Here is a 13,381-nt window from a genome sequence, read left to right as displayed (position 1 = left end):
CGCGATGGCACCCGAGCGCGTTCGCGCGCGCTACCTGGTCGAGACGCCGCATGACGTGGCGGCCGTCGCGCAGGTGATGGCCGGCGAGCAATCGTGCGGCACCTTCACGCGCGTCGAAGGCGAGACCGACGCGCTGCGCGAACGCGCGCGCGCCACGGTGGAGGCGATCACCGAGCTGGCGCCGGCCGGGGCGCCGAGCCTGCCGAACGCCCTGCTCGAGCGCCAAGGCGCGCGAGGCCCGTGGCGGCGCGCGCACGTCGACATTTCGTTTCCGGTGGCCAACATCGGCGCCAACCTGCCGACCCTGGCCGCGACGGTGTCGGGCAACTTGTATGACCTGGGCGAGGTGACGGGGCTGCGGCTTGAATCGCTGCAGGTGCCAGCGGGCTATCGCGCGCGCTTCGAGATGCCGCGCGCCGGCATCGCCGGCACGCGGCGCGCGACCGGCGTGGCCAGCGGCGCGCTGGTCGGCACCATCATCAAGCCGAACGTCGGCCTGTCCGCGGCGCAGACGGCCGAGCTCGTCGGCCGTCTGTGCGCCGCGGGCGTCGACTTCATCAAGGACGACGAGGTGTGCGCCGATCCCGCGCATGCGCCGCTGGCCGAGCGCGTGCCGGCCGTGATGGCCGTCGTGCGCGCGCATCAGGCGCGCACCGGCAAGCATGTGATGGTGGCGTTCAACATCACCGACGAGACCGACGCGATGAAGCGGCATGCCGACCTCGTCGAACGCGAAGGCGGCTCGTGCGTGATGGCCAGCCTGAACTGGTGCGGGCACTCGGGCATCCAGACGCTGCGGCGGCACACGGGGCTCGCGCTGCATGGGCATCGCAACGGCTACGGCGCACTGTCGCGGCATCCGCTGCTGGGCATCTCTTTCCAGGCATACCAGACGCTGTGGCGCCTGGCGGGGGTGGACCACATGCACGTGCACGGGCTGCAGGGCAAGTTCTCGCAGCCGGACGGCGAAGTCATCGCGTCGGCGCAGGACTGCTTCACCCCCCTGACCGATGCGGCGGACGATCGCGTGATGCCGGCCTTTTCCTCTGGCCAATGGGCCGGCACCGTGCCGGCGACGTGGAAGGCCATCGGCAGCGACGACCTTCTGTTCATGGCCGGCGGCGGCATCCTCGCGCACCCCGACGGCGCGGCGGCCGGCGTGACGAGCATCCGCCAGGCATGGTCGGCCGCGCGCGCGGGCGTGCCGCTGTCGGACGCCGCTAAAGACCAGCCCGAACTCGCCCGCGCCCTCGCCTTCTTCGGCAAGCCATGAGGCCGCGTCCGTCGATCGTCTACTACGGCGACGACTTCACCGGCGCGACCGACACGCTCGGCACCGCGGCGCGCGCGGGGCTGCGTGCGCTGCTGTTCCTCCAAGTGCCCGACGCCGCGCGCCTCGACCGCGCGGGGCCGCTCGACGTGCTGGGCATCGCGGGCGCGGCGCGCGCCATGACGCCCGAGGAAATGCGCACCGAGCTTCGCCCGGTGGCCGCCCTGTTCCGCTCACTGGACGCGCGCGTGCTGCACTACAAGACCTGCTCCACCTTCGACAGCGCGGCGCACATCGGCTCGATCGGCGCAGCCGTGCGTGCGTTGCGCGCGGCGGTGGAGCAGCCATGGACCGCCATCATCGGCGGGCAGCCGAACCTGGGGCGCTACTGCCTGTTCGCCAACCTGTTCGCAGCCGCGGGAAGCGGCGCGCAGGTGCACCGCATCGACCGGCATCCGACGATGAGCTGCCATCCGGTGACGCCGATGGACGAGCCGGATCTGCGGCTGCATCTGGCGAAGCAGGGGCTCGCGGATGTGCGTTCCATGCCGTTCACCGCGGCGTCGCGCGGCAGCGATGCGCTGGATGCCGCCTTGCGCCAGGCACTGCACTCGCCGCCAGCGGACGCGGTGCTCTTCGACGTGGCCGATGCGATGCAGTTGCGCGCCATCGGCCAGGTGCTGTGGACCAGGGCACAAGCCGCCACGATGCTGGCCGCGGGGCCGAGCAGCGTGGTGGATGCGTTGTCGATGGCGATGGGCCCGTCGCACCGGGACAGCGGCAGTCCACCGATGGCGCGTGACGGCGTTCCACCCGCCCAGGGCCCGGTGCTGGTGCTCGCGGGCAGCCTCTCGCCCGTCACCGCGCGGCAGGTGGCGGCCGCGAAATCGTTCGACATTGTGTGGCTCGACGCACAGAAGCTGGCGCAACGCGGCGAAGCCGCCGTGGCCGAGCAGGCCGAACTGGTCATCGGCAGCCTGGCGCGCGGGCGCCACGTGCTGGCCTGCACGCGCGCGCCCGGCGCAACGTCATCGGGCGGCGGCCTGGACGCCCAGGCGCTGGCACGCGCGGGCGGCGACATGTTGGCCAAGGTGCTGGCGAGCGTGCCGCTCAAACGCATCGGCGTGGCCGGCGGCGACACCTCCAGCCACGGCGTTCAGGCGCTTGACGCGTGGGGACTGTCCTATGTCGCCGACATGGGCGCCGGCACCTCGCTGTGCCGCGTGCACAGCGACGACGCCGCGCTCGACGGGCTGGAGATCATGCTCAAGGGCGGCCAGATGGGCGCGGAGGACGTGTTCGAGCGTCTGGTGCACGGCTTCGCCTAGAAGAGTGCGGACTTCAGGGGCGTCCGAGGGAGATTACGGTGCGTCAATGCATTCAGGACTTCTGCTCGTGGGGCAGATGGCACACCGCCTCGACGTTGTGGCCATCGGGGGCGATGACGAAGGCCGCGTAGTAGTGAGGATGGTAGTGCGCGCGCAGCCCCGGGGCCCCATTGTCCTGGCCGCCTGCCTCGATCGCCGCACGATGAAACGCATCGACCTGGCTGCGGCTGTCCGCGGCAAACGCCAAATGCAGTGGTGTAGGTGACGCGCCTTCGCATTCAGCCTGGTAGATCCAAAGCGAAGGTTTGCCGTGCTTGCCCAGGCCCGCGCCGTGGGGGCCCTTCATCGCGATGCCTACGCCCAACGGCGCCAGAGCCTGCAGGAAGAAGCGTTCGCTGGCTTCGACGTTGCTGGCGCGTATCCCGACATGATCGAACATAAGAAGCACTCGCTCGCGTTGTGTCAGCCGGATGTTGCCACGTCACGCGGCACGCATGCCATCAGCTCGGGTCGGTATTCGCACGGCCTTTGCCACGCAGCGAAGTGGGTGTGGCCCCGAAGCGGACGCGAAACGAGGTGGAGAAGTTGGCGGAGTTCGAATAGCCGACGGCCATTGCCACTTCCGAGACCGTCAATGCGGACTCGAGCAGCAGCCGGCGCGCATGCGCAAGCCTCGCATCACGCACGAATTCGAAGACCGCCTTTCCAGTGTAGGCGCGGAACGCACGCGAAAGCCGCTTCTCGTGGGTGCCCACCTGCGCCGCCAGCGCTGGAAGATTCGGTATGCTCGAAAGATCGGCCTCGACGAGCTTGAGCGCGGCCTGCGCCAGCACGTCGTCCGCGCCGGCGGCCGTGCTCTGCGTCTGGTCGTTCGCTTCGACCGGGGCCGCGGGCTGGACCATGCTTTGCTGCACTGCGCGCTCCCTGCGCGCGAGCGCCAGGTGCACCGCCACGCGCATCAACACATCCTCCTGCTCCAACGGCGCCTGCAGGCAGTCCACCGCGCCCTCGCGCAGGCTCATGAGCTGCTCGGAAAGCGTCGCGCCGACGGTGACGAAGATCATCGGGATGTGCGCGGTCAAGGGATCGGCCTTCAACAATCGCGCCGTCGACAGGCCGTTCGGCGTGCCGAGTGCCACCTCGAGAAGCATCAGCTCGGGTTTGAGCGCCGTCGCCCAGCGATAGGCCTGGGGGCCGGCTTCGCACAGGCTCACGCGGTGCCCGACCGAACGCAGTGCCGACCGGATCGGCTCCTGCTGGGCGTCTTCGACCGCGACCAGAATCTGTGCGGGGCCGCCGGGCCATTCCAGATGGTCTGCCAGCGAGGGCGACGAGGCGCGCGGCTTTCGCCTGGAGGGAAAGTGAAGCGCGAGCCTCCATCCGTCGGCGAGGCGAAGCTGTGAACTCGGGAACATCAAGGCGAGGCAGTCGGGTCGGTCTTGGCGGACCCGCATGGTGCCCAGGGTGCCCGTTCGAAGCATTGCAGTTTTCTGACGCTTCCTCACCGATCCTCACCGTCTGGGGGCGACGGCACGCGAAGGCAAGCAGCTGTACCCGAAAGGCGGTCTGCGTCAGGTCGCGAAGACGTAGCCGGTGCCGCGCACCGAACGTACCGGCAGGCGCATGCCGAGCTTTTCGGCCTTGCGGCGCAGCCGGCTGGCCATCGCGTCGATGCGATGCTGGTCGAAGTCGAACACGTCGCCTCCGAGCGCCACGATCAGCTCGTCGCGGCTCACGGTGAGGCTGCGCCGCTCGATCAGACAACCGAGGAACAGGCGCTCCGTGCTGGTGAGCGTCATGCGCCGGCCTTGCGGATCGCCGAGCACCCAGCCGCCATCAAGCAGCGTCCACGCGGAGGAGGTCTGCTGCGGCCGTTCAGGCACTGCCGCGTTGTCGATCGGCTGGCGCTGCAGTCGACGTCCCACGGCCCTGAGCGTCTCGGCCAACTCCAGCATGTTGACCGGCTTCACGAGGTAGGCGTCCGCGCCCTCGCGCAAACCCAGCACGCGGTCTTCGAGTGCGCTGCGGGCCGTCACGAGCACCACGCCCACGCTCGACACGGTGCGCAGGTGCGCCACGATGGACAAGCCGCTCTCGCCGGGCAGGCCGATGTCGACCACGGCGATGTCGCAGGGCGCGACGGCAAAGCTTCTGTAGAACGCGGGGGCATCGGCAAAGCCGGTGGCCGCGAACCCCAGTTCGCCCAGCGCGAAGACCGCTTCTTCGCGGATGTCGTCATCGTCCTCGATCACATGGACGCGAAGCTGGGGCGTATCGCTCTGGGGTGGCATGCGCGCCAAAGTATAAAGTCGCCGATCGCATGCCTCCCGCACCCGGCTCCTTCTCTGCACCCAGCACCCAGCATCCAGCGCGACCATGGGCATCCCGTTCTCGAGCAACCGTCGTACCCATCTGATTTTGACTTTCATCCGATTGCTGAGGTTGTGGCTGTGCCTCGCGCTGGGATGTCTTGCGCTGCAAGCTCAGGCGCTCGTGGTGTCGGCATCGGACGGCGCGCAGGGCCCTCGCGCACTGTCGAGCGGGGTGGGAATACAGCGGGACCCTTCGGGCCAATGGACCATCGCCGACGTGGCAGCTGGAGGCGCGCGGCACGGCGGCTTCGCGCCGCTGAACGGCGCGGTCGAAGAAGGCTTCACTCGCGACACCGTGTGGCTGCGGCTGTCGCTGTCGCGCGCGCCCGATGCGCCTTCGCGCTGGCTGCTGCGGCTGCGCCCACCGCGGATCAGCGAAGCGGTCCTGTATTCGCCGGATGGTCATGGGGGCTTCACGCAGGTCGACATCGGCGACCGCCAACCGTTCGCGCAGCGGGAGATTCCGGACCACAACTTCGTCTACCCGCTGCAGTTGTCGACCGAGCCGGCGGACTACTTCCTGAAGCTGCGCAGCGACGGCCCTGCCCTGCGCGCCGAACTCGACCTCTGGCAGGCCACGGGTTTCGCGCAGCATCGCACGACGGACTACGCCGTGGCGGGCCTTTTGGTGGGGGCGGCGATCCTGTCCGTGTGCATGAACCTGATCTTCATGGCGTGGCTCAGGGACTCGCTCTATGGCCACTATGCGCTGTACGTGGTCGGGGTTGCAGCGCTCACGCTCAACCGCCAGGGCTTCGTGGCGCAGTGGCTGCTCGATGCGCATCCGGAACGGGTGGCGCAGACGCTTCTCGTCGTCAATTGCCTCTTCAACGTGGTCGCGACCACCTTCATGGCGCGCATCTTCGGATTCCGGCAGCACTGGAAACCCGCGGCCATCTTCTTCGATGGCGTGGCTGCGTTCAACCTGCTGGCGTGCTTCGTCGCGCTGACGAGCCACCACCCGGCGGCCGCACCCTGGGTGAGCGCAGGCAGCGTGTTGTCCACCAGCTTCGGCGGCGTGTTCGTGGCCTACCTGCTGATCGTGCGCCGCCAGTGGCAGTACCTGTTGCCTGCTTCGGCGTTCGCCGTCGGCACCATCCTGGGCATCTATGGCCTGCTGAAACTATGGCTTGGCGACTGGCTGCCGGGCGCACAACCCGAACGGCTGTACGTGGTAGGAAGCATGATGCATCTCGTGCTGCTGAACGCCGCCGTGGCCAACCGCACCCGACGCGCGGAGATCGACGTGCGCGTCGAGCGCGACAAGGTGCTGTCGGTGCGGCTGGAGGCCGAGCGTCAGCTCGAATCGACCGTCGTGCGGCGCACCGCCGAACTGGCCAGCGCCAATGCCATGCTCCATGAAGAGATCGCGGTGCGGGCGCGCCTGGAGAACCAACTCACGCAGGCGCTGCAGGTCGAGCGCGAGGCGATAGCGCAGCAGCGGGAGTTTGTCGCCATGGTCTCGCACGAGTTCCGCACGCCGCTGACCGCCATCGATGCCGCAGCCCAGTCGCTCGAGATTTCGCGGTTGGGCGCGCAGCCTGCCGTGCGGTCGCGCACCGAGCGGATCCGGCGCGCCGTGCAGCGCCTGACGATGCTGATCGAGAACGTCATGCTCGCGGACCGCCTGCAGTCGGCCAGCCACTCGATGCGGCTGGAAACCCTCGACATCGTGGCACTGACGCAAGGCCTGTGCGACAGCTTCCACTTCCAGAGCCCTTCACGCATCCGGCTGGAAGTGCACGCTGCGGCCGAGGTCTGGGTCCGTGCGGATCGCGCATTGCTCGACATCGCGCTGCGCAACCTGGTCCACAACGCGCTGAAGTACTCCGCCGCCGATCGGCCGGTCATTGTTGCGCTGAAGACGGTCGCGGGCAGCGTCCGCATCGACGTGACGGACCAGGGCGACGGCATCGCGCCGCATGATGCGCCGCGCATCTTCGAGAAGTACTTCCGCGCCGAGAGCGCGTCCAGAGTCCCGGGCACCGGACTGGGCTTGCACCTGTCTCGCGACATCGCCCGGCTCCACGGCGGCGACGTCGAGCTCGTTGCAACGTCCGAGGCCGGCTCCGTGTTCAGGCTGCGGCTGCCGCTCAGCGCTTGAAGAGCGCGAGCAGGTCGGGGTTGACGACGTCCGCATGCGTGGCCACCATACCTTGCGGAGGGCCCTTGTAGACCTTGAGCGCGCCCATCTTCAGGGTCACTTCCGGGCTGCCTCGCGATCCCGTTCGGCGGCGAGATGGGCTTCTTTGCGCAGGTCACCGGATGCATCGAGATCGACCCTGCGAGGTTCGGCAACCAGACCAGCCAGGATTTCCGCATCGGGCTGGCGAAGATCAAGCTGTACCCCACCAACGGCGAGATGCAGACCGCGGTCCTGGCCGCGCCGGACCTGCGCAAGGAGATCGCCGATCATGTCCCCAGAGGGACCCACGTAAGCAGTGTCGCGCCAGGACCTCGATTCAGTCCTGGCCGCTTACCACTTCACGCGCACGCCGATCGATCCGTTGATGCCGCTCCTGACCCTGGCGTCGCCGCCGGATGACCACAGTTTGCCGATCTCGCCGTAGAGGCTGGTCGAGGAGCCCAAGGCAAGCGTGAAGCCGCCCGCAAGCTCGGTGCTCGTGCCGCCGGTCGGCGCTGCGATGTCGGTCGTGGTCGCACCGTTCACGAAACGCGCGATGTCCGCGCCGCTCGATGTCCGGTAGACGTTGAAGCGGCCGTACGGCTGCAGCGTGCCGAGCCCCGTGGCGATCTCGCCCTTGACCCGCACGCCCGCGCGCGCGATCCAGCCGCTGTCGGCCTGCGGCTGGACGATGGCGCCCGCGATCGCGGAGTTCCCCAGGTCCATGTGCTGGTGGATCAGCTGCAGCTGCGGCTCGATGCGCCAGCCACTGCCGCCCAGCGCGAGGGACTGCCCCACCTCGATGGAGCCCAGCAGGCTGTTGCCCTTGCCGCCCACGCCCAGGCTGGCCAGCGGCTCGACGATGTAGCGATGGCGGCCCGACTGCACCACGGCGTCGGCATAGAAGCCGCTGTCGGTGGTGTAGGTGCCGTACACGCCCACGTACTGGCTGCGCAGGTCGTTGCGGCCCACGCCGAGGTTCTGGATGCCGCTGGCGAAGCCGCGCACGCTGGCGTCGCCGTCGAGCTGGCCGACGTAGAGGCCTGCGCGCCAGTTCGGCGTGGCCAGCAGGTCGGTGCCGGCCTGGAACCCGGTGAGGCGGCCCTTGCTGGATGGCGATACCGTGCCGCCCTGCTGGATGTCGATGTCGGTGGAGAGCACGCGGGCCCAGGCGCGGCGATCGGAGCCGGCAGGGTTGGTCGAGGTGCCCTTCACGTCATCGTCGCCTACGCGCTTGCGCAGGTCGCCGAGCATTGCGAGGTTGCCCTGGCGCAGCTGGCCGGGGAGCGCGGAATAGAGCGAGGCCTCGGCGCGGTAGGTGATGATGGGCGCCGCAGGCGCCTGCGGCACGCTCGCCGGCAGGCTGGAGCGCAGGTACCAGTTCTCGCCTGCGCCGTTGGCGTCGGCCGCGTACAGCCGGTACTCGTAGGCGCCGGCTTTGACCTGCCCGCCCGCGAGCATGAAGGCATCCTTGGTGGTCTGGGCCGTCGTGGTGGCGCCGTTCTTCGCGGTGATCACCTCGATGCCGTTGCCGCTGGTGAGTGCACCCAGGCCGCCGAGGTTGGCGAACTGCACGCTGGTGCGCCCGCTGGCCGCGCCGCTGTCGATCACCAGGCGGTCCGAAGGGCCCGTGGCATTCAGCGCGGTACCGAGCTTCAGCACGCCGTTGTTGCCCACGTAGTTGCCGTTGACGGTGACCGTCGTGCCGGGCGTGGCGCCGGCAAGCGAGACGACGCCGCTGTTGGCGAGCGAGGCCACTGTCTGGCTGAAGCCCGCGAGGTCCAGCGTGGCGCCTGAGGCCACGCTGTGCGCCGACGCCGCACTGAGGGTGTTGGCCGCGCCCGCCTTCAGCGTGCCCTGCGCCACGTTGGTTGCGCCCGTGTAGGTGTTGGCGCCCATTAGCGTCAGGGTGCCCGTGCCTTGCTTGGTGACGAAGCCGCCGCCACTGATGCTGCCGCTCAGCGTGCCGTTGAACGCACCGGTGTCGATGACGGGGTCGTTCTTGCCGGTGAGTTGGATCGCGTTGGCGATCGTGAGCCCATCGGCGGCGAACCCCAGCGTGGTGTCGTCGTCCATCGTCAGCGCGCCGGTGCCCAGCGCCTGCGCATGCCCGACGTTCAACCGGCCCTGGCGCAGCGCCGTGCCGCCGGTGTAGGTGTTGGCGCCCGAGAGGGTGAGCGCGCCGGTGCCGATCTTCACGAGCGAGCCGTTCGTGCCGGAGATCACGCCGGAGACTTCCGTATCGGCATTCAGCCCGCCGGTGGTCAGCGCCTTCGCGCCGAGGATCACGTTGCCTGCGCCGCCGAGCGAGCCGATGCCGATGCCACTGCCTGTGAGCGAGCTGATGCGCAGCCGACCGCCGGCTTCGTTCACCACGGTGGCCTGGTCGGCGGTGGCGTTGTCGAACACGTCGATCAGGCCGCCGCTCTTGTTGACGAAGGTCGCCTGCCCCGCACTGGCGTTGTCCAGCAGGTTGATCTGGCCGCCGGCGTAATTGGTGATCGTGGACTTGCCGGCGGTGGCATTGGCCATGAAGTTGCTCAGGCCGCCGTGGTTGTCGATGACCGCGGTGCCCGCGCTGGCGCTGTCGCGGAACTCGGCCGATGCACCGCTGTTCATCACGAGGTGTGCGCTGCCCGCCGACGCGCTGTCGCGGAACTGCACGAAGCCTGCGTTGGCGCTCGGCGATGCGCGCTCGGCTGCGGTGATGGTCTGGGAACCGCTCTGCGCGCTGCCGCTGAAGACGAGCACCGCGTTGCTGGCGACGGAGGCGGCGCCGCTGCCCAGTGCACCGGTCGCGGCAGCTTCGAGCGTGCCCTCGTTGACGGCCGTGCCGCCCTTATGGGCGTTGGCCGCACCGAGCACGAGCGTGCCGGCGCCGGTCTTCACGAGCGCGCCATCGCCGGAGATCGCACCGTCCAGGCGCAGCGTCTGGATCGGGGCGACGTCGATGCCGCCGCCGCCCGAGCCGAGCGACACCGTGCGGCCGGTGGTGAATCCCGTGGTCGCCCGCAGCGTGCCGCCGTCGAGCGTAAGGTTGCCGCCAGCCGCGCCCAGGTTGTTGTCAGCCGCCACCTCCAGCGTGCCGGCCCGCACCGTGGTGCCGCCGCTGTAGGTGTTCGCGCCGCTGAGCACCAGCGTGCCCACACCGGTCTTTGCCAGGCCGTCGGAGCCCGCGATGACGCCCGAGATGGTGGCCTTCCAGGCTGCGGCACCCGCGCTGCCATCGCCCACGCGCACTTCCACCGGCGCGGGATGGCCGGCGTCGGCCACCAGCGTGAGGGTGCCGCCCGAGAGGCGGTAGCCGTCGCTCGCGAACTGCAGGCCGCTGGCGAGCACCGCACCCGCGGTGTTGCTCACCGCCACGTTGCCGGCCGCGCCGCCGAAGATCGCGAAGCCCGGCGATGGCTGCAAGGGACCGCTCGCGACGCCGCTTTCATCGGCCCAATTGGGCGAGTTCGCCGACCAGGTGCCGTCGCCGCCGCCCATCTGCGTCGGGCTCGCGAGGCCGTTGCCGTTCCAGAAGTTGAGCGTGTAGCCTGCAGTGGTGATGAGGTTGATCTGCTTGCTGGCCACCAGCGTCTGCAGCGTCATGCCGGGCGGCGGCGCGAAGCCGCCGGCGTAGACCACCAGCGCATCGCCCCACTTGAAGAGGTTGTACAGGCCCGGGCCCATGCTGCCCGTGTTGCGCACGTTCAGCACGGCCGAACGGATCGTCAGGACACCGCCGACCTCCACGTTGTCGCTCTGGCCCGGCACCGACGCGAGGCCGCTGGGCGCACCGAAGTCGAAGTCGAGCTGGCTGCCGTCTTGCAAGGTCAGGTTGCGGTCGAAGCGCAGCGTGCCGATGCCGGAGCCGGCGGCCGGGTCGCCCGGCGCGAGATGCGAGCCATTGTTGATGGTCGCGTCGCCGCCGATCGTGCCGAAGCCGCTGAGCGTGGCGGCCGAAGCCAGGGCCACCGAACCCGCGATGCGCGCACCGCTGGCGGCTGCAGTGCTGCCCACCGCCAGCCGCCCCGACTGCACCGTGGTCGCGCCGCCGTAGGTGTTGACGCCATCCAGGGACAGCGTGCCGCTGCCGCGCTTGATCAGGCCGCCATTGGCGCCTTCGATGACGCCGCTGAAGACGCTGTCGACCACGTCGCCGGTTGAGAGCACCTTGTCACCGAGCACCACACGGCCGCTGCCCGCGAGCGTACCGATGGCGGTGACAGCGCCATTCAGGCCCGAGATGTCGAAGGTGCCCGCGCTCGTGACGTTCACCGCCCCGAGGCCGGAGAGGGAGCCCCCGTCTTCCAGCGCCAGTGTTCCGCCGGACACCGTCGTACCTCCCTGGTACGCGTTGGGGCCCGCGAAGATCTGCTTGCCGGTGCCTGTCTTGTTCAGCCCGGCGCTGCCGCTGAGGTTGCCGTTGAAGAAGCCATTGCCGGAGCCGCTCAGGGTGAGTGACTTCGCGCCCATCACCACCGAGCCACCGCCGATCAGCACCCCGAGGTTCACGTCGGCAGCGTTGATGCCGGACGCATCGAAGGTCGCGCCGGTGCTCACGTTCAGCGCGGTGCCGCCGGGAAGCGCACCGTTGCCCGCCAGGGCGAGCGTTCCCGCGCCGACGACCGTCGGCCCCAGGTAGCTGGCGGGCGCGCGCAGCGTGAAGGTGCCCGGGCCGGACTTCGACAGCCGGCCGGCGCCCGTGATCGACCCCGAGAAGTCGCCCGCCTGCACGCCTATCGTGGACACATCGACCGTGCCGGTGTTCACCGTGCCAGCGCCTTGCAGGTTGCGGATCGACACCGGGTACGCCATGCGATCGTTGAAGTCCAGCGTGGCGCCGGCCGCCACGGTGGTGGCAGGCGCGGTCTCCACCATGCGCGCGAGCATCTGTCCGTCAGAGCGAAGGCTGCCGTAGTTGACGTTGATGTTGCCGCCCGTGAGCGCACCCGTGTCGCTTGCGATCTCCACGGTGCCCGCGTGCCCGGCCTCTCCGACGTTCAGGTCAGCATTGAATCCGATCGTGCCCGTCAAGCGCAGCGTGGTGCCCGTGCCTGCGGAAATCGTCGCTGGCCCGTTGAGATTGACTGCGTTGCCCAGCGTCGTGGTGGCGATGCCGCGAAGCGCTGCATTGGCGATGGATAGAGGGCCGCCTCCGAGCGCCGAGCCACTGGCGATGGCAAGCACCCCCTGACCGACGTTCGTGCCACCGCCGTAGGTGTTGGCACCCGCGAGCGTGAGCGTTCCGGAACCCGTCTTGTTGAGCGCGCCGCCGCCTGACAGCGTGCCCGAGAACGTCGCATCGAAGCCGTTGGTGTCGAGCGTGGAAGTAGAACCCGTGAGGGTGGCGGGCATTGCGGTGGCCAGGCTGCTGTCGATCACCCGCAGCGTGCCGCCCGACCAGTTGAAGACACCGCTGCCTCCATTCGGGGGGATGATGCCGCCAACCGCGCCGCCGACCTCGACCGTGCCGCCGGCATTCAGGTTGAGCGTGCCCACACCGCCGGCCAATGAACCGAACTCGATGTTCACGGCCGAGAGCTTGCCTCCGTTGCCGACGGTCAAGGTGGCAGGCCCCGAGTAGCCTAGGAGCATGCGCCCGGCATTGAACACCGAGTTCGCCCCGTCGATCTGTATCGTCGCCGCGCCGTTGAGACCCAGGGCCGAGCGCGCGACCGTCAGTGTTGCCCCATTGGTCACCGCAACATGCGCCTCGGTGCTGTTCTGGGCCATGGTGAAGAAATTGGCTTGGGCGTTCGCGCCGCCGCCAGAGACTTGCGCTTCGCCCGGTCCGTCGATGAAAACGTCGTGGGCCGCCGTGGGCACGGCGCCGATGCTCCAGTTGGCTCCTACCAACCAATCGCCCGCCACAGGTGACGCCCACAGCGCCTGCGATTGCGCATGTGCTGGCGAAGCGGCCGCAGTGAGCAGCGCCGCTGCGATGGTCAGCGCACAGCCGACGCCTGAGCGCCCTCCTCTTGATGACTTCGCGGCTTCGGAAACAGCCTGGCAGGTGCCTGTGCGGCGATTGATGACGATGCGATGGGTACGGTTCATGGCAAGGCCCCCGGGCGCAAGCCCGGGCCTGAAGGATGGGAAACACGCAAGTGGTTGGCGCCGGCGCGGTGGTTCGTGGGGCGCGTCTCCTCGAAGCAATCTCTCTTTTTTTTGACCCGATTGTTACGTATCGTCACGACTTCTGCAAACGGAGGCGCCGTGTGATCCAGCCGGGCCGCTTGCTGCATGCGCACGTGGCATACAAGGCCATTCGGCCCCACAAACCATCAAGAACGTGCCC

The 13,381-nt window shown here is 69.1% G+C and carries 8 protein-coding genes; 3 read left to right on the top strand and 5 right to left on the bottom strand.

From position 1 onward, the window contains the following. Nucleotides 1–4: 4 nt before the first annotated feature. Together QRN67_RS29700 and QRN67_RS29695 are read left to right on the top strand one after the other, a co-directional pair. Nucleotides 5–1,273, top strand: coding sequence for a ribulose-bisphosphate carboxylase large subunit family protein (locus QRN67_RS29700; protein WP_285414787.1), 1,269 nt, complete (start codon nucleotides 5–7; stop codon nucleotides 1,271–1,273). Then, complete coding sequence (locus QRN67_RS29695) at nucleotides 1,270–2,598, top strand: four-carbon acid sugar kinase family protein (RefSeq protein WP_285414747.1); 1,329 nt, start codon at nucleotides 1,270–1,272, stop codon at nucleotides 2,596–2,598. The genes QRN67_RS29700 and QRN67_RS29695 overlap by 4 nt, the downstream gene beginning before the upstream one ends. A 52-nt stretch (nucleotides 2,599–2,650) precedes the next feature. Here the strand turns inward: QRN67_RS29695 and QRN67_RS29690 are convergent, their stop codons facing one another. From QRN67_RS29690 to QRN67_RS29680, 3 genes are all read right to left on the bottom strand, one after another. Further along, on the bottom strand, nucleotides 2,651–3,037 hold the full coding sequence (locus QRN67_RS29690) for a VOC family protein (RefSeq protein WP_106937828.1): 387 nt from the start codon (nucleotides 3,035–3,037) through the stop codon (nucleotides 2,651–2,653). A 61-nt stretch (nucleotides 3,038–3,098) separates the two neighbouring features. After that, nucleotides 3,099–4,079 carry a helix-turn-helix transcriptional regulator gene (locus tag QRN67_RS29685; RefSeq protein WP_285414746.1) on the bottom strand — a complete coding sequence of 327 codons (981 nt, stop codon included), beginning with the start codon at nucleotides 4,077–4,079 and terminating at the stop codon, nucleotides 3,099–3,101. Between the two features lie 90 nt (nucleotides 4,080–4,169). Then, the gene (locus QRN67_RS29680; RefSeq protein WP_285414745.1) at nucleotides 4,170–4,889 is read right to left on the bottom strand and encodes a response regulator transcription factor; all 720 of its coding nucleotides are present in this window, start codon (nucleotides 4,887–4,889) and stop codon (nucleotides 4,170–4,172) included. Nucleotides 4,890–5,016: 127 nt separating this feature from the next. On the opposite strand from QRN67_RS29680, the gene QRN67_RS29675 reads away from it, so the two are divergent. Beyond that, entirely contained in the window at nucleotides 5,017–7,074 is a 2,058-nt protein-coding gene (locus QRN67_RS29675; protein ID WP_285414744.1) for a sensor histidine kinase, read from the top strand. Nucleotides 7,075–7,170: 96 nt separating this feature from the next. On the opposite strand, the gene QRN67_RS29670 is transcribed toward QRN67_RS29675, so the two are convergent. Both QRN67_RS29670 and QRN67_RS29665 read right to left on the bottom strand, forming a co-directional pair. Continuing rightward, nucleotides 7,171–7,386 (bottom strand): hypothetical protein, encoded by a 216-nt coding sequence (locus QRN67_RS29670; protein ID WP_159053757.1) that lies wholly within the window; start codon nucleotides 7,384–7,386, stop codon nucleotides 7,171–7,173. Nucleotides 7,387–7,446: 60 nt separating this feature from the next. Continuing rightward, complete coding sequence (locus QRN67_RS29665) at nucleotides 7,447–13,140, bottom strand: autotransporter outer membrane beta-barrel domain-containing protein (RefSeq protein ID WP_285414743.1); 5,694 nt, start codon at nucleotides 13,138–13,140, stop codon at nucleotides 7,447–7,449. Nucleotides 13,141–13,381 lie beyond the last annotated feature (241 nt).

The sequence above is a fragment of the Variovorax sp. efr-133-TYG-130 genome, from assembly GCF_030208835.1.
Taxonomy (GTDB): Bacteria; Pseudomonadota; Gammaproteobacteria; order Burkholderiales; family Burkholderiaceae_C; genus Variovorax.
The sequence above is the reverse complement of the archived record's forward strand: the minus strand, read 5'-3'. Positions and strand labels throughout refer to the sequence as shown.